At 39.7% G+C, this 16,140-nt stretch carries 16 protein-coding genes and 2 pseudogenes; 10 read left to right on the top strand and 8 right to left on the bottom strand.

The features are described from left to right. Positions 1–75: 75 nt before the first annotated feature. Positions 76–1,386 carry an MFS transporter gene (locus O1450_RS12150; protein ID WP_269228618.1) on the bottom strand — a complete coding sequence of 437 codons (1,311 nt, stop codon included), beginning with the start codon at positions 1,384–1,386 and terminating at the stop codon, positions 76–78. A 103-nt stretch (positions 1,387–1,489) separates the two neighbouring features. Beyond that, positions 1,490–2,131: a PAQR family membrane homeostasis protein TrhA gene (gene trhA, locus O1450_RS12145; protein WP_269230470.1), complete on the bottom strand. Its 642-nt coding sequence runs from the start codon at positions 2,129–2,131 to the stop codon at positions 1,490–1,492. A gap of 101 nt (positions 2,132–2,232) precedes the next feature. Here trhA and O1450_RS12140 point away from each other — a divergent pair, with 101 nt between their 5' ends. Next, positions 2,233–3,450: a class I SAM-dependent methyltransferase gene (locus tag O1450_RS12140; RefSeq protein WP_269228617.1), complete on the top strand. Its 1,218-nt coding sequence runs from the start codon at positions 2,233–2,235 to the stop codon at positions 3,448–3,450. Positions 3,451–3,467: 17 nt separating this feature from the next. Then, entirely contained in the window at positions 3,468–3,893 is a 426-nt protein-coding gene (locus tag O1450_RS12135; protein WP_269230469.1) for a GNAT family N-acetyltransferase, read from the top strand. Between the two features lie 68 nt (positions 3,894–3,961). On the opposite strand, the gene O1450_RS12130 is transcribed toward O1450_RS12135, so the two are convergent. Next, a complete protein-coding gene (locus O1450_RS12130; protein ID WP_269228616.1) occupies positions 3,962–4,201 on the bottom strand; it encodes a hypothetical protein in 240 nt (79 codons plus the stop codon). A gap of 234 nt (positions 4,202–4,435) precedes the next feature. Between O1450_RS12130 and O1450_RS12125 the strand changes: the two genes are divergently transcribed. Next, complete coding sequence (locus O1450_RS12125; RefSeq protein ID WP_269228460.1) at positions 4,436–5,131, top strand: IS1 family transposase; 696 nt, start codon at positions 4,436–4,438, stop codon at positions 5,129–5,131. Between the two features lie 146 nt (positions 5,132–5,277). On the opposite strand, the gene O1450_RS12120 is transcribed toward O1450_RS12125, so the two are convergent. Next, on the bottom strand, positions 5,278–6,132 hold the full coding sequence (locus O1450_RS12120; protein ID WP_269228615.1) for a patatin-like phospholipase family protein: 855 nt from the start codon (positions 6,130–6,132) through the stop codon (positions 5,278–5,280). Between the two features lie 66 nt (positions 6,133–6,198). After that, positions 6,199–6,420 (bottom strand): hypothetical protein, encoded by a 222-nt coding sequence (locus tag O1450_RS12115; RefSeq protein WP_004664735.1) that lies wholly within the window; start codon positions 6,418–6,420, stop codon positions 6,199–6,201. Positions 6,421–6,624: 204 nt separating this feature from the next. Here O1450_RS12115 and O1450_RS12110 point away from each other — a divergent pair, with 204 nt between their 5' ends. Further along, positions 6,625–6,975, top strand: coding sequence for a hypothetical protein (locus tag O1450_RS12110; RefSeq protein WP_269228614.1), 351 nt, complete (start codon positions 6,625–6,627; stop codon positions 6,973–6,975). A 90-nt stretch (positions 6,976–7,065) separates the two neighbouring features. Here the strand turns inward: O1450_RS12110 and O1450_RS12105 are convergent, their stop codons facing one another. Continuing rightward, a complete protein-coding gene (locus O1450_RS12105) occupies positions 7,066–9,201 on the bottom strand; it encodes a 3-hydroxyacyl-CoA dehydrogenase NAD-binding domain-containing protein (protein ID WP_269228613.1) in 2,136 nt (711 codons plus the stop codon). Positions 9,202–9,478: 277 nt separating this feature from the next. Then, positions 9,479–10,684: an acetyl-CoA C-acetyltransferase gene (locus O1450_RS12100; RefSeq protein WP_269228612.1), complete on the bottom strand. Its 1,206-nt coding sequence runs from the start codon at positions 10,682–10,684 to the stop codon at positions 9,479–9,481. A gap of 232 nt (positions 10,685–10,916) precedes the next feature. Between O1450_RS12100 and O1450_RS12095 the strand changes: the two genes are divergently transcribed. The 3 genes from O1450_RS12095 (at position 10,917) to O1450_RS12085 (ending at position 13,079) form a co-directional block, all read left to right on the top strand. Then, a complete protein-coding gene (locus O1450_RS12095; RefSeq protein WP_269228611.1) occupies positions 10,917–12,014 on the top strand; it encodes an agmatine deiminase family protein in 1,098 nt (365 codons plus the stop codon). Between the two features lie 85 nt (positions 12,015–12,099). Further along, on the top strand, positions 12,100–12,642 hold the full coding sequence (locus tag O1450_RS12090) for a shikimate kinase (RefSeq protein ID WP_269228610.1): 543 nt from the start codon (positions 12,100–12,102) through the stop codon (positions 12,640–12,642). Beyond that, on the top strand, positions 12,639–13,079 hold the full coding sequence (locus O1450_RS12085) for an NUDIX hydrolase (RefSeq protein WP_269228609.1): 441 nt from the start codon (positions 12,639–12,641) through the stop codon (positions 13,077–13,079). The genes O1450_RS12090 and O1450_RS12085 overlap by 4 nt, the downstream gene beginning before the upstream one ends. 39 nt (positions 13,080–13,118) lie before the next feature. Here O1450_RS12085 and O1450_RS12080 read toward each other — a convergent pair whose 3' ends face one another. Beyond that, the gene (locus O1450_RS12080) at positions 13,119–14,132 is read right to left on the bottom strand and encodes an AraC family transcriptional regulator (protein WP_269230468.1); all 1,014 of its coding nucleotides are present in this window, start codon (positions 14,130–14,132) and stop codon (positions 13,119–13,121) included. 213 nt (positions 14,133–14,345) lie between these two features. On the opposite strand from O1450_RS12080, the gene O1450_RS12075 reads away from it, so the two are divergent. The 3 genes and pseudogenes from O1450_RS12075 to O1450_RS12065 form a co-directional block, all read left to right on the top strand. Next, positions 14,346–15,464, top strand: coding sequence for a CaiB/BaiF CoA transferase family protein (locus O1450_RS12075; RefSeq protein ID WP_269228608.1), 1,119 nt, complete (start codon positions 14,346–14,348; stop codon positions 15,462–15,464). A gap of 124 nt (positions 15,465–15,588) precedes the next feature. Further along, positions 15,589–15,879, top strand: a pseudogene (locus O1450_RS12070) (carbohydrate porin); the annotation flags it as partial. An 11-nt stretch (positions 15,880–15,890) separates the two neighbouring features. Beyond that, positions 15,891–16,058, top strand: a pseudogene (locus tag O1450_RS12065) (hypothetical protein); the annotation flags it as partial. Between the last annotated feature and the right edge of the window lie 82 nt (positions 16,059–16,140).

Raw genomic sequence — 16,140 nt, 5'->3', positions numbered from 1 at the left:
AAAAGGCTTGAGATTGCCCGATAAATGGTTTTCGGATGATTAATTAAGTAAATCATCCGAGAATAAGAGGTGTGATTAAATTTGGTTATTTACATCATCATTTTTGGTTTCACGAATCAGTAAAAATGCAATCAAAGATAAAATTGACGCTAAACTAAGATATAAGCCTACAGCGCCTAGACCATAACTTTCTGCAAGTTTAGTGGCGATATATGGTGCAAAGGATGCGCCAAAAATACCCGCTAAATTAAAAGTTAATGCTGAACCCGTATAACGGACTGAGATTGGAAAAATCTCTGAAAGCACGGTTCCAATAGGCCCATAGGTGAGCCCCATAATCGAGAGTCCGATACATAAGAACAAGAAGACCAATATCGGGCTACCTGAACCGAGTAAAGGGGCGAAGCATAGTCCAAACAAAGCTGACAAGATACATACGGCAATTGATGTGGTTTTGCGTCCAAATTTTTCAGCTAAAATGGCTGAAACTGGAATAAATGCAGCAAAACATAAGGTTGCAACCAGTTGTAGTTGCAAAAACTCACCTCGTGTATAGCCTAATTGAGTTGTTCCCCATGTTAGAGCGAATACTGTCGTGAGATAAAACACCACAAAAGTACAGATTGCCGCAATCGTACCGAGAATTAACATCGGTAGATGCTTGGTCATGACTTCTTTAAATGGCACATTGACTTCTTTTTGCTTATTTAGCACCTTTTGAAAGGCTGGTGTTTCATGCAGTTTCAAACGAATGTAGAGACCAACAAGAACCAATACAGCACTGGAAATAAATGGAATACGCCATCCCCAAGCCATAAAATCTTGCTCGGACATAAAGGCATTCAGTAATAGAAATGAGCCTGTTGCAAGGATAAAGCCAATAGGGGCTCCTAATTGTGGAAACATGCCATACCAAGCACGTTTGCCTTCAGGGGCATTCTCAGTGGCAAGTAAAACAGCACCACTCCATTCACCACCCAGACCTAAACCTTGCCCTAAACGACATAAGGCGAGCAGTAGTGGTGCTGCAAGTCCAATTTGTGCATAGGTTGGCAATAGCCCAATACACACGGTTGAAATTCCCATGGTGAGTAGGGCTGCAACCAATGTTGCTTTACGCCCAATTCGATCACCTAAATGCCCAAAAATTGCTGCACCAATTGGACGAGCAATAAAGGCGATGGCAAAAGTTGCCAGTGATTTGAGTACCGCAGCGCTATCGCTACTTTCAGGGAAAAAGAGATGTGGAAAAATCAGTACAGCGGCAGTGGCATAGATATAAAAGTCAAAAAACTCAATCGTAGTGCCCACAAGGCTGGCAAATAATACCCGTACTTTTGAGTTGCTAGCCACTGTTGTAGTGACTGTCGTAGTACTTGACGACATACATAACCTTAATTTTATTTATTCAAGATGCAGAGCGATCACGACCTTGAAAAGCCCTTTCAAATGCGGGGTTTACTTAACAAACCTGATGTGATGTATTACCTTATAATACATAACAATAGATCGCTAAAAAGTGTAAACCTGCCCCTAATAGCACAAAAACATGCCAAATTGCGTGGGTATATCTTACCTTTTTTAACGCATAAAACAATGTGCCGACAGTGTAGGCGAGTCCACCTGCAATCAAGAGTTGTACCGCATCTTTAGAGAGATAACGTTGCATATCATCCATGACCAAAACCGCTAGCCATCCCATCAAGAGATAAGCTGCCAATGAAACTTTTTGAAAGCGATGGATAAAAACGAGCTTAAACAGCGTGCCAATCAGTGCAATCACCCATAAAGCGATCAGTAAATAGTGTGCTTTGGCAGTTGGAATTGCGATACTGAGAAAGGGGGTATATGTCCCTGCAATCAGATAATAAATTGCAGTATGATCTAATTTTTTATACCAATAGCGTTTGCGTTCATCTTGAGCAAAGTGATAGAGCATTGAACTACTGAGTAATAAGACTAAGCTAAATCCATAGACCCATAAACTGATCCATTGCCCTAGTGCTAAATCTTGCCCTTTAATAATCAGTAAAATAGAAGCAACCAGTGCTAATGCTGCCCCAATACCATGACTATAGGCGTTGATGAGTTCTTCTTTGGGGTCATAGCTTGTGAGAGTATTTGCAGTCATCAGATTTATAGTTTGCATAAAAATACAACTGTATCGTAATGCAATTTCCCTTTTAAAGTAAGACGCTTTAGAATTTAGTTTCTATTTGCTAGGTTTTCATTATGTTTGCGCCAAACTTTTCTTCTGAACAAGAACAGCAGTTTTTCTTGGATATTCAGCAATCTATTGAAAATAAAGGCTTTGATCGGCTGATCATCAGTCAATACAAAGGTGAACAGGTAGAATTAGAAAAGATGACTTTTCGGGTGATTGAATTGCAAGGACAGGCAACACTTTCTTGTTTGTACCATTATACGACCCAAGATATTACCAAAAATTATACCATTGTGGAGGGCTTGGAAAAAATTGCCGAGCTTTTGCAATTGTCTAAGCAAGCCAATTTATTTAGCTTAGATCAAGATATTCAGCTCAAGAAGAATAAAAAGAAAGCCATGTTGAATCGCCAAAAAAAGCAAGCCACAACACTTAAAGTTGAAAAGCAACAACATGATCGTGAAAAGCAACGTTATGTACAGCAGCACAGTCCATTTTTAAAACATTTGGGTATCGCTGATGAAAAAGGGCAGATTGTCCCAAGTATGGCGCGGAAATGGAAACAGATTAATAAATTTATTGAAATTTTTTCGCATGCGTATGAGCAGATTGATGCATCACAACAAGAATTGAATATTGTCGATTTTGGTTCAGGTAAAGGCTATTTAACCTTTGCGTTGTATGATTATTTACAAGCACAACAGAAAACACCGTTGATTACGGGAGTTGAATTACGTTCAAACTTGGTTGAGTTCTGCCAAAATGTTGCCGATCAGGTAGGCTTTAATCATCTCGATTTCTTTGAAGGTGATGTACGTAGCTATCAGCCTGAGAAATTGGATGTGATGATTGCACTACATGCATGTGATATCGCCACGGATTTTGCGATTCATACGGGTATTCGCCTCAATGCATCCATGATTATGTGTGCGCCATGTTGTCATAAAGAGCTGCGTCCCCAATTGCACAGCCCAGAAGTATTACAGCCGATGCTGCAATTTGGTATCCATGCAGGGCAACAAGCGGAAATGTTGACCGATACCTTACGTGCTTTATTACTGAAAGCGTATGGCTATGAAACCAAAGTCTTTGAGTTTGTGGCTTTGGAGCATACCAGTAAAAATAAAATGATTTTGGCGACCAAACGTAAAGAACTTCAGCAACCAGATCCTCAGATCATGCAGCAAATCCAAGCTTTAAAAGCGATGTATGGCATTGAAAAACAAAGTCTAGAATTATTGTTGCAAGATCAAATGCCGATCGAAAATTTGGGCTGTAAGTGTTAATCGACTCTGAGAATAAGATGTATCACTTTAAACAGGGACGTTGGGATCAATTACAGCAAGATGCTAAATTGATCCGAACACAGGTTTTTATTGTTGAACAACAGATTCCTGAAGCAGAGGAATGGGATGATCACGATGCCATTTCACAACATTTTGTGATTTATGATCAAGATCAGCCGATTGCCACAGGACGTTTGTTGCAGAATCACAGTGTAGGGCGAGTGGCTGTTGTTAAAGCCTATCGGGGGCAAGGCATTGGACGAATGATCATGCTAGAGATTATTGCCTATGCACAACAACAGGCTCGACCTCATCTGCGACTTTTCTCACAAATCCATGCAGTTTCATTTTATCAACAGCTTGGTTTTATCGTGCAAGGTGATGAATATGATGAGTGCGGAATTCCGCATATTGAAATGACGATGAATCTAAATACTTTATAAATGAAAATCGTGTTGAAAGGGCTTATCTATGGAGCGTGATCAAGATCATGTAAGCCCATATTCTGATGCTACTTTTGTTGCTTATCCTCAATAACTTCTGATGCAGCAGAAGCATGTTCATGTTGAGCAAGCTCTTTCTCTTGTTGGGCTTTACGTTGTGCACCCGGCATATAATCAGGCTCTTGAGACATCGCTAGATAGAAAAAGCTGAGAAAAATCGTACTTAGTACACCGACAATGATGACAAACTTCCATCCTAATACCGTTTCTTCATTTGAGTTTTTTTGTGGTGATGGTTGGTTGCTCATAATAAATTCCAAAAATTAAAATTTTAAGGTTGTAGCATTAATCAATAAAATTAATAAAACCTTAAATATTATATGGCTTTCTGATTCATTTGAGTGGCGTTTATCTATTTATATTTTGACTGAATTAAAAGCATGGATTTACAAAAGGCAGTGCTTTGAATTCCGGTGGTGTTCTAAAAAGTATGCTCATAAGAAAAGGAGGCAACGAGGAACAATTCAGCTATATTTAAATGTGTGAAAATCGAAATAGAACTTCATTGTCCTCGATGCCAGAGTACAAGTATAAAGAAGAATGGCATTAAACACGATGGTAAGCAAAACTATCGTTGTAAAGAATGTAATAGGCAGTTTGTGGGTGACCATAATTTGACGTATTTAGGCTGTCATTCAAAAGCGGTCAAATTGATTTTGCTTATGCTTGTGCGATGTTGTGGCATTCGGGATATTGCAAAGATTACGAGGTTTAGTATTGGCAAGATACTTAAAACGCTTACACAATCAAATCATGAAATAATTCCTCAAAGAACTCATTATAAATGCTTGGAAGTTGATGAATTTTGGACATTTGTAGGCAACAAGAAAGATAAGCATTGGCTACAGTACGTCTATGATAGAAGTAGCGGAGAAATAGTGGCTTTTGTATGGGGAGGAAGAGATGCTCATACAGCACAAAGGCTAAAAAACCGTTTAGAAGAACTGGGTATTACTTATGATTGTATATCGAGTGATCATTGGGAAAGTTTCATCAAAATTTTTAAGCCGGACCAAGAAGGGAAATATTATACAGTCGGGATAGAAGGAAACAACTGCCGATTAAGACACCGCATAAGGCGAGCAGTAAGAAGAACATGCTGTTTTTCGAAGAAGGTATTGAATCATGTAAAAGCTTTTAATCTTGGATTCTTTTACATTAACCACAGTTTTGTATAGTGATGTTAAAATGATCAGCATACATTTTGAAACACCACCTGAATTCCATCTAAGATAAAAAATCACAGAAAGTAAATGATTTGATCAAGTGGGTGGGAAAGCCAAGTCTTAAATTTGGGTCATTCAAGACTTGGTTGTTACTTTATTTAAAGATTTTTCCAATCTTCAATTGCTTTTAAGCCGGTTTCGATCCCGACATCATAGCTATAGCGGATTTTTGCTTTATTTTTAGAAAGTCGACCTGCCATGTTTTTTAGATCAGGGGGGCAAACTTCAAGAATTTTTTGTCCTAATGCTGAACGTGCAAATTGTACAGAATCATTGTAACGTTGAGTTCTTGAAAGTAAGCTTTTTGCAAAACCACGCTTTTGTTGAAACATATATTTAGCGAGTAACTGATCACCTTTGCTGCTAGCTTTATAATAATTTTGAGGACGTGTTCGCAGTACCATGAGTTTTGAAACATCATGTTGTTGAGCTGCCCAATGTACGGGTAGGGCATCTGCAACACCACCATCAAAATAGGGTTCACCAAATACGTCAACTGCTTGACGTGTCAAAACTGGAATCGAACTAGATGCTCTTAATCCATCTAGAATATTGTCTTTAGATGCCTTGATATAAGTAGCTTCGCCTGAAATCGCATGGGTGAGCACCATATAAAATTCAGGATGATTTTCAAATAGATGTGTCTGATTTAAAGGATATTCTTTTTCAACTACATCCCACATCCATTTTAAATCCAGTAAATCGCCACCTTTAAAGAAACGACCATATTGAATAAATTCAGAACGAAGTGAGTGGTCTAAATAAATTTGCAAAGTACGACCTTGTTGAGCAGCTAAGTAATTTGCGACATTGGTTGAACCAGAAGAAACACCAACACAAAGGTCAAAAGGATTAAATTGTTGCTGTAAAAATGCATCTAAGACACCGCTGGTAAATGCACCACGCATTCCACCACCTTCAACAACCAGTGCCTGACGATTTTGGTGAAGCATTGAAAATCTCGAATAACATGATAAATCCCTGTTTAACACGGATTCATCATGATCGACAATAATATTTTAGTGATGATGTTCATGCTCAGCATGCATTGTTTCGGTTGTCATCGATGACTCTGACATTTCAGATTGAGCTGCTGCTTTCTTCTGATTCATTGGCATATAATCTGGTTCGTTATTCATTGCCAAGTAAAAAATCACCATAAAAAGAAAACTTAAAATACATGTGATAATGAGTGCTTTCCACCCCCAAGGAGAGGTTTCTGGACAGAGTTTTTCAGACATACGATTTTTCCTAAAGAGAGAAAATAAATAGCCTTATAACATAACAGTATAATCCACTCCGTGTGCAGATGTTAATAAGCAAATTAAAAATCGACTTTTGTCGAATATGGATTGCATTATGAGATTGTTAAAATAGGAAGAGTATTCAATCCAATGAAGACAGATTCTTTCAAGGTAGATAAGAAGCTGAGCAGTATCAGGATAATGGTCTACTTTGAAGGTCATAACAAGATTGATGAAAAACAAAATATGATGGAGAAAAAAATGATTTTGGATTCAACAGATACGGATGTTTTTGCAGCTGTTACACAATTTTATGTACGTTTAAGACGAGTAACGGGGCGTGTGGTTGATGTTCTTTATATGGTAGAAAATCAAGAGTATGCTCAGCACCTAATTGATTATGCAAAAACAGTTGATGATACCGAACTGCAAAGTCATGTAAATCATTTAACACGGTCTTTTAATATCGTGAAAGCGCCTGTTGCCGCAGCGGAACAACCTAAAAAAGTGGTCGAAAGACCTGAGCCTCAAAGAGTTTGGTTCTTAGGTTAAACCTTAATTTTTAAAAGTCTAAAATAAATATTCCTCCCTCTTTGATCAAAGAGGGAGGAAATACAAACAGCTTAGTGTAAAAGCGTCATACTATTTAAATATTTCACCTGATTCAGCATGTTTTCTGAGTAACTTAGGTGCTGTAAAACGTTCACCGTACTTAGCTGCTAATTCCTCTGCTCGTTGTAGCGATTTCGCAACGCCATTTTGATTCAAGAACTGAATCGCACCACCTGTCCACGGCGCAAAACCGATTCCGAAAATCGAGCCGACATTGGCATCAATGACAGACTCCAAAACACCTTCTTCATAACAGCGTAAGGTATCGAGTGCCTGCACAAACAAGAAGCGATCAATGATGTCCTGTTCAGGAATCTGATTGTCTTTGCTCCAACGGCTGAGTCCATCCCATAAATGTTTTTTGCCATTTTCTGGGTAGTCGTAGAAGCCTGCACCTGCTGCTTTACCTTTACGATTCAGCTCGTGAATCATGGTGTGAACCACTTCATCTACAGGGGTTTTTGGTAAGTCGTTCCCTTCAGCTTGTAGCGCTTTGCGGGTTTCGCTTGCAACATGCTCAGTGAGAGTTAAAGAAACCTCATCCTGAATCGCAAGAGGCCCCACAGGCATACCTGCTTTGAGCGCTGCCATTTCGATTTTCGCTGGATGAACACCTTCGGCAAGAAGACGCATACCTTCTTGAATGAACGTACCAAAGACACGGCTGGTAAAGAAGCCACGGCTATCATTGACAACAATTGGAGTCTTGGCAATTTGCTGAACAAAGTCATAGGCTTTAGCCAATGTTTCAGCAGAAGTCTCTTTACCTTTGATGATTTCTACCAATTGCATTTTGTCTACAGGGCTAAAGAAATGTAGGCCAATAAAGTTCTTGGTATCTTTACTTGCAGTTGCCAAACCTGTGATTGGTAAAGTTGAGGTATTTGAAGCAAAAATACCACCTTCAACCAAATATTGTTCAGCTTCTTGAGTCACTTTAGCTTTGAGTTCTTGATTCTCAAATACTGCTTCAATGATTAAGTCACAGCCTTGCAAATCTGCCGCATCCGCCGTTGCAGTAATCAGTGCTAACACTTGATCGCGTTTTTCGGCTGACATACGACCTTGTGAAACACGCTTATCAAGAAGTTTTTGTGAATAAGCTTTGCCTTTTTCTGCATTTTCCACAGACACATCTTTGAGTACGACAGGAATACCTTTGATTGCGGTTGAGTAGGCAATCCCTGCACCCATCATGCCTGCACCCAGCACTCCGACTTTGGTGACTTGCCATTTTGCAACATCAGCAGGGCGGCTGGCACCTGATTTAATAGCATTGAGACCATGCCAAAATGTACCGATCATGTTTTTAGAAACTTGACCGACAGTCAGTTGAGTGAAGTAACGTGACTCGATACGTAAAGCGGTATCCACATCGACTTGCGCACCTTCAACTGCGGCAGCCATAATTGCTTCGGGCGCAGGGTAACAGCCTTTGGTTTTGTCACGCAGCATGGCAGGAGCAATCGCAAGCACTTGCGCAACCGCAGGGGTTTTAGGGTCGCCACCTGGAATCTTGTAACCTTTCACATCGTAAGGTTGTTGTGATTTCGGATTAGCTTTCACCCAAGCAATCGCTTTTTCTAAAAGCTCTTGTTCATTCTCAGCCGTGTCATGTACCAAACCCAGTGATTTTGCTTTATCGACACCAAATTGCTTACCTTCCATGAGGAACGGGAATGCATTTTGTAAGCCAAGCAAACGTACCATACGGACGATACCACCACCGCCTGGGAGTAAGCCCAAAGTCACTTCAGGTAAACCAAACTTGGTTTTTGGATCATTAATCGCAATACGATAATGGCAACCTAAAGCAATTTCCCAACCACCACCAAGTGCTGTACCGTTTAAAGCGGCAACGACAGGTACGCCTAAAGTTTCGATCGTGCGTAAGTCACCTTTGAGTTTTTCAATCATTTTGAAAAATTCAGTCGCATGTTCAGGTTGCACTTGAATCAGTTCATCCAAGTCACCACCAGCGAAGAAGGTTTTCTTCGCAGAACGGAAAATAATGCCTTTTAGATCAGTTTCAGCTTTCAGCTTTTGGCTGATTTCATTGAGTGAGTCACGAAATTCTGCATTCATGGTATTTGCAGATTGACCCGATGAATCAAGGGTAAGAATTACAATATTGTCAGCGTTTTTTTCGTATTTAATAGCGCTCATACATCATCGTCCAATATTTTATGAGCTTAATCGTAAGTGACCTGCATAAGTAAATATAAGCATCGCAGCGTCTTGTTAAGCTCTCATCTAGTTTTAGGATAAACCTTCGGTTCGACCTACTTTTGTTTCGTCAAAAGTAGGCAAAACCATTGTCATTCGCAAAACCTGTTCAATTCTTTCATTTATACAATTTATCGCAGAAACAATATATTGTAGATACTATGCAGGTTGCGAATGACGTTTCCGAGTCTCATATTTCAGGGAGGTTTTGAGTGATTTACACCAACTCGATAATGGTAGCGATGCCCATACCACCACCCACACATAATGTTGCTAGACCACGCTTCTTGCCTTGACGTTCTAATTCATCCAATAACGTACCTAGAATCATAGCGCCCGTTGCGCCTAAAGGATGTCCCATCGCAATTGCACCACCATTGACATTGACTTTCTCGGCAGGAACTTTCAATTCAGTGATAAAACGCATCACCACAGCAGCAAAAGCTTCATTCACTTCAAATAAATCAATATCGTCGATGCTTAAGCCTGCTTTTTCTAATGCTTTACGTGCAGCAGGAGCAGGACCAGTCAACATAATGGTTGGGTCAGTACCCACCAATGCAGTTGCAAGTACTTTTGCACGTGGTTTCAAACCTTGTTCTTTGACTGCTTTTTCAGAAGCCAATAACACCACCGCAGCACCATCGACGATGCCTGATGAGTTGCCTGCATGATGCACATGGTTAATTTTTTGCGCTTCAGGATACTTCTGTAAAGCAATAGCATCGAAGCCCATTTGACCCATCATTTCAAAGCTAGCATTCAGTTTTGCCAAACCTTCAACAGTGGTCGTTCCTTTGATAAATTCGTCTTTTTCTAGGATTGTTACACCTGCATGATCTTTCACAGGCACAACTGATTTATCGAAATAACCATTTGCTTGAGCAGCAGCGGCCTTTTGTTGTGAGCCAACTGCAAAAGCATCGACATCTGCACGACTATAACCATCCAAGGTTGCAATCAAGTCTGCACCCACACCCTGTGGTACAAAAGATGATTTTAAATTGGTTTCAGGATCAAGCGCCCACGGTCCACCATCTGAACCCATCGGGATACGCGACATGGACTCTACACCGCCAGCAACCACAACATCTTCCCAGCCTGAGCGAACTTTTTGTGCCGCCAAGTTTACTGCTTCTAAACCGGAAGCACAGAAACGGTTGATTTGTACACCCGCAACATCATCATTCCAACCTGCGGCAATCGCAGCAGTTTTGGCAATATCGCCACCTTGATCACCAATTGGTGTAACACAACCTAAAACGATATCATCGACTTTAGAGGTATCGAGTTGGTGACGTTGTTGTAATTCATTCAATAATGTTGTGAGTAAAGTAATTGGTTTTACTTCATGTAATGAGCCGTCTTTTTTTCCTTTTCCGCGTGGTGTGCGAATGGCATCAATAATATAGGCCTCGCTCATAGCTGTTCCTTGTATTGCCTTAAATTAAAAATCATTGTGCTTCGAGTGTACTCAATTTAAGTGGCAGTGCAATGATGATAAACATTGGCAAGTTTGATGTTTTTCGCCAATTTGATGGGTTAAGCAAGTGATCCATCAAATTGTTAACTTTGGTGCTCTTTTACATGTCTAGCGACATCTTCGATTAGACTAATGTTTGGAAATGATTGATAGAAAAGATGGGCGAAAGCACATGATAAAACCAAAGTCTTACTATGCCCTGATAGCATTCATGCTGCCATTTTGTGGATGCGATTCATCTGGACGGAATATTGAAAATAACAAAGTAGTAGAGGATAAAAATAAAGTGAGCCAAACTTACTCAAATCAGCCCGCTGATGACAAAATGCTTTTAGTTTTATCTGCACCCTCTATCCATGATCCTTACTATAAACCCGCTTTTCAACGGATTGTGGACTTTCAAATTAATTATGCTAAATCCATTCTCGGCAATGATAATGTGGTGATTTTGGTCGATGAAGATACTAAGCCTTATTTCACGGGTAAAGTTCCTGAAGACATTTTATTGGTAGATAATGTACGAGATATTTGGATGCGTGACTTCACCACAGTCAATCCAATTAAACCTGTACAATTTATCTATACATGGGCTTCGATGAGTGAGAAGCAAAGTAAAGCAGTGCAGAAAAGTTTTAGTCGTTTTGCAGTCCGTTATCAAATTCAAAGAGCGAAAACTGGTCTGATGATTGATGGCGGCAATCTGGTTGATGATTATGCAGGTCGAGTGATCACCACTACTCGTTTTATGGAAGATAATGAGCTGAGTTATGATGAGGCGAAACAAGAATTAAAAATGGTTTTAGGTGCGAAAGAAGTTGCCATCCTAGAACCCGATGAAGAGGTACTTGCACATTCAGATGGGATGGTGAGTTGGGTTGATAAAAACACGTTGCTTGTGAATGATTATTCAAAAACACCATCATTTAGAACAACGGTGATGGATGAGTTGAAAACTTCATTTCCAAGTGCAAAAATTGTGGAAGTGCCTGTTGAGTATAAGACCAATCCAAAAGGTCAGTGGGATGGTTTTGAATCGGCATGTGGCGTGAATCTGAATGCCACGGTCACGCATAACAATATTTATGTACCGACTTTTAATATGCCACATGACCAAAAAGCATTGAGTATTATTAAGCAAAACACTTCGAAGAAAGTGATTCCGATCAATGCGGAAAGTGTTTGTCCAATGGGAGGTAGTGTACGTTGTCTGACTTGGCAAGTGGCAGGTGAAAATGCTGCGAAACTGATTCAAGCTGCACGAGAAAGATAATAATTTGAATAACTTACATCTGATCCTTCACAGGCAGATGCAAGTTCGTTAAACTTGTCTGCCATTTTTAGTGTGCTCATAAAAAATGAAGTTTATCAATGTCATTGGTACGACTGGTTCAGGTAAATCGACATTTGCTCGTCTGTTGGCTCAAAAGCAACAATTACAATACATCGAAATGGATGATTTGTTTTGGCTAGACGATTGGCAAGAACCAACGGATGAGGTGTTTTTTGAAAAATTAAAAAACAAAATGGATCGTACTCCAGGTGGTTGGGTATTGGATGGTAATTATACTCGTACTATGTCGTTAAAATTGGTGAAAATAGATACCATAGTTTGGTTGGATTACTCGTTTTCTAGAAATTTTTTTCATTTAATGAAACGGAGTTTATTCAACCTTATAAGCCAAAGAAAATTATGGGAAAACTCTAATAATCGGGAGAGTTTAAAGCTATTGTTTTCTAAACAATCAATTTTTATTTGGTTGATTCAGCAATACCCTAGAAATAAGACAAAATATCAAATGATGATGCAGAATCAAAAGTATCAACATATTCAATTTATTCATCTAACTTCACCGAAACAAGCAGCAGAATTTTTACAGCAGATTAAGGTTGTACAATGACACGTATAGGAGCAAAAGCCCTTTGCTTATTTCGTTATGGGGATAAGGTACTACTTGCCAAAGGCTATGATCCTAATAAGGATGAATATTTTTTCAGACCAATTGGCGGTGGAATAGAGTTTGGCGAAACTTCTGTACAAGCGATTGAAAGAGAAGTTCTAGAAGAAATTCAGCAACAGATTGCTCAGCCTAAACTTATTTGCGTACTGGAAAATCTATTCAGTTTTGATGGTCAACAAGGGCATGAAATTGTTTTTGTATATGATGCTGAATTTGTGGACTCCGCATTATATAACGAAGCCGAAATACAGGGTCACGAAACCAATGGCTTCACATACATTGCGCAATGGCTGAGCCGAGAGCAGATCGAATTTAGCCGATTTCCTGTTTATCCCAAAGGGATAGAGCAATGGTTATTTGCTCAATCATCAGAATAGATAGCCTGAGTTTTCAGACTATCTAGTAGAACATTTGATTTACAAATGCTGTCCATGTAGTTGGCGATATAAACCAGGAGTAACTCCCGTCCATTTTTTAAAGGCACGGTGAAAAGTACTGGTTTCACTAAAGCCGACTTGTTGAGCGACATCTTCAAGGGTGAGATTAGGGGTGAGTAATAAGTGAATTGCAGCATCACGACGTAACGCATCCTTCACACCTTGATAGCTTTTTCCTTCCGCAGCTAAACGACGGCGCAACGTTTGTGGTGATAAATACAACATTGATGCAACATCATTCAGTGTTGGCATTTCTTCGCCAATTTGGCTTTTCAACACATCACGAATACGTGAAGTCAGAGAGTTGGTATTCTTAAATTTTACCAATAATTGTGCAGGCGCAGCTTTTAAGAATTCTTCTAAGGTTTTGTCATCTTGGCGTATCGGTAAATCGAGATAATCAGCAGCAAAAGTGATTTCTGTACGTGGTGCATCGAATTGCATCACAGGCGCAAAAAATAGCGCATCATATTCATCGGCGTGGTTAGGGCGTTCATAGCCAAAATGTACACGTTCCAAGGGTAAACGACGTTCGATTAACCATGAAGCAAGTCCATGCCAAATCATCAGCATGCTTTCAGTAATGAAATGATCAGGGTCAAGCGCTTTAGGAATGTGTGGCACTAAGCGGGCTTCGTGTTTATCGCGCTCTAAACTTACAGACCATTCATCACCGAATAATTTGTAAAATTGTGAGGAAAGTTCGAGTGCTTGCCCAAGCGTCTTGGAATGGATGATCAATTGGCACATGATGGCAAATGTACCTAAACGACGGGGTTGTACATCAAAACCCACATGTTCGTCTTGAGTGACCATCCATAACATTTTAACAAAGCGGGTATATTGTTCGGGAGAGATACGCGCTTTTGGCTGACGTAACAGTTCTGCTTCTATGCCGACATGTGAAAGTAATGTTTCAACGTCCATGCCTAGGCGTTTCACACCTGTTAAAGCCGCATTCACGAAGTGGATGCTGATCGTATCACGGCTCATATTGAATCCTTCAGTTTCTTTACTATTCACGATAATTGACCTAAATAACCGTCTAAAATATCAAATTGGGCAATTGACAAGAAAAATAACTGCTCAATACGTACATGTTAAATTGCCGAAACTATCAAGGTAAATGGCTGAACATGACATTGTTTTTGTGTTTATCAGTACCTAGTATAAAAGAAAATTTAAACAAATTGAGTAAAAATTATTATGCCATCTGCTTTAAAAGGATTGAAAGTCCTCGATTTTTCTACTTTATTACCTGGGCCATTTGCAAGTATGTATCTTGCTGACATGGGTGCAGAAGTGATCCATGTTGAATCACCAACGCGTCCAGATCTCGTGAGAATTATGCCACCCTATGCCAATGGGCAAGCCACTGCGCACAGTTATCTGAATCGAAATAAACAGTCGATTGCACTTGATCTAAAAGATCCAAGTAATATTGAACTGATCAAAAATAAAATTTCTGAGTTTGATATTGTGCTTGAACAATTCCGTCCTGATGTCATGCGCCGTTTAGGTTTGGACTATGAGACTTTGGCAGAGATTAATCCACGTCTCATCTATTGCTCGATTACGGGTTATGGTCAAACGGGAAGTTATAAAGATCGGGCAGGACATGACATTAACTATTTGGCACTTGCGGGTGTTTCTGGTCATAGTGGTCGTCAAGATAGTGGCCCACCACCACTTGGAATTCAAATTGCGGATGTGGCAGGTGGCTCTTTGCATGCGCTGATTGGTATCTTAGCTGCGGTTGTTGAGCGTCAACGTAGTGGTCTTGGACAATATATTGATATTTCCATGACAGATTGTGTGGCAAGTTTAAATAGTATGGCTGCTTCTGCAAGTTTGGCAGGGCAAACACCACAGGCCCCTGAAACGGGTATGCTCAATGGTGCAAGTTTCTATGATTATTATGAGACTCAAGATGGGCGTTATTTCTCAGTCGGTAGTTTAGAACCACAATTTATGGCAGGTTTGGCTGCGGCTTTAGAATTACCATTACTTCTTGCCAAAGGCACATCATTTGATGCAGAAGACCGCCAAGCGGTGAAACAAGCATTACAAGAAAAGTTTAAAACCCAAGATTTTGTAGTATGGCAGCAACTTTTTAAAACCTTAGATATTTGTGTGGAACCTGTCTTGAGCCTTGACGAAGCATTGGTTTCTCCAATTGCTGAACAACGTGGTTGGGTTGTGGATGTACCATTATCTGAAAATAGTGAACAAACCGAAGCGCAATTGGCATGTCCAATTAAATTCTCACGTTCACAAATTAAATATGCCTTTATTGGTCAGGGTCTAGGTGAGGGTAAGTGGTAGATAATATGTGATATTTATCACTGATTGTTAAGATGTCGTACAGTTTGTTAACGTTTTAAATAAATTGTTATCAAAAAAATCAGAGTAACCTTTTATAAATAAGAATATAAAAGGTTACATAAACATGACAATCTCTCACGTTCAGATTGTTTCTTGTTTATCCTTTCTATCATTAAGTTTAGTTGTACAACATGCTCAAGCAACTTCAGCATTTGATCCAAAGGGTCAGTGGTTGTTTGGTGATTGGAACGGTCAACGCACTGCGTTACAAGAATAGGGTTATCGCTTTTCTGCGGATTACACAGGTGAATTTGCAGGAGTTTTAGATGCTAAACAGTCTTCTAGTCACGGTAATGAATTTACTGGGCAATTGGCTTTAGGCACACACTTCGATCTCAATAAAATTCTAGGTTGGTAAGATACTAAGGCGAAGTGATGTTCGTTGCAGCAACCCAAGATAATTATCTTCGTGCATTCAATGTTTCAAATAGCGATAAGTTATGGGAAGCACGTTTACCTGCGGGTGGGCATGGTTCATTTGGGACTAAAATGGGTGATTATTTAGTCGCTTACACATTGCCAGATAAGAACTAATTTCATTTAGAAAATGATTGTAAAAGCTCAGATTTATCTGAGCTTTTTCTATTTGTGGCAATTAGATAGGCTTATCAATAAA

Source organism: Acinetobacter sp. TR11 (assembly GCF_027105035.1).
Taxonomy (GTDB): Bacteria; Pseudomonadota; Gammaproteobacteria; order Pseudomonadales; family Moraxellaceae; genus Acinetobacter.
The sequence above is the reverse complement of the archived record's forward strand: the minus strand, read 5'-3'. Positions and strand labels throughout refer to the sequence as shown.

Coding starts and splice junctions, on each gene's coding strand:
- O1450_RS12080 (WP_269230468.1), bottom strand. CDS start 14,132: ATGAGCCGTGATACGATCAGCATCCACTTCGTGAATGCGGCTTTAACA.
- O1450_RS12075 (WP_269228608.1), top strand. CDS start 14,346: ATGCCATCTGCTTTAAAAGGATTGAAAGTCCTCGATTTTTCTACTTTA.
- O1450_RS12115 (WP_004664735.1), bottom strand. CDS start 6,420: ATGTCTGAAAAACTCTGTCCAGAAACCTCTCCTTGGGGGTGGAAAGCA.
- O1450_RS12085 (WP_269228609.1), top strand. CDS start 12,639: ATGACACGTATAGGAGCAAAAGCCCTTTGCTTATTTCGTTATGGGGAT.
- O1450_RS12150 (WP_269228618.1), bottom strand. CDS start 1,386: ATGTCGTCAAGTACTACGACAGTCACTACAACAGTGGCTAGCAACTCA.
- O1450_RS12105 (WP_269228613.1), bottom strand. CDS start 9,201: ATGAGCGCTATTAAATACGAAAAAAACGCTGACAATATTGTAATTCTT.
- O1450_RS12120 (WP_269228615.1), bottom strand. CDS start 6,132: ATGCTTCACCAAAATCGTCAGGCACTGGTTGTTGAAGGTGGTGGAATG.
- O1450_RS12090 (WP_269228610.1), top strand. CDS start 12,100: ATGAAGTTTATCAATGTCATTGGTACGACTGGTTCAGGTAAATCGACA.
- O1450_RS12110 (WP_269228614.1), top strand. CDS start 6,625: ATGGTCTACTTTGAAGGTCATAACAAGATTGATGAAAAACAAAATATG.
- O1450_RS12140 (WP_269228617.1), top strand. CDS start 2,233: ATGTTTGCGCCAAACTTTTCTTCTGAACAAGAACAGCAGTTTTTCTTG.
- trhA (WP_269230470.1), bottom strand. CDS start 2,131: ATGACTGCAAATACTCTCACAAGCTATGACCCCAAAGAAGAACTCATC.
- O1450_RS12095 (WP_269228611.1), top strand. CDS start 10,917: ATGATAAAACCAAAGTCTTACTATGCCCTGATAGCATTCATGCTGCCA.
- O1450_RS12135 (WP_269230469.1), top strand. CDS start 3,468: ATGTATCACTTTAAACAGGGACGTTGGGATCAATTACAGCAAGATGCT.
- O1450_RS12130 (WP_269228616.1), bottom strand. CDS start 4,201: ATGAGCAACCAACCATCACCACAAAAAAACTCAAATGAAGAAACGGTA.
- O1450_RS12100 (WP_269228612.1), bottom strand. CDS start 10,684: ATGAGCGAGGCCTATATTATTGATGCCATTCGCACACCACGCGGAAAA.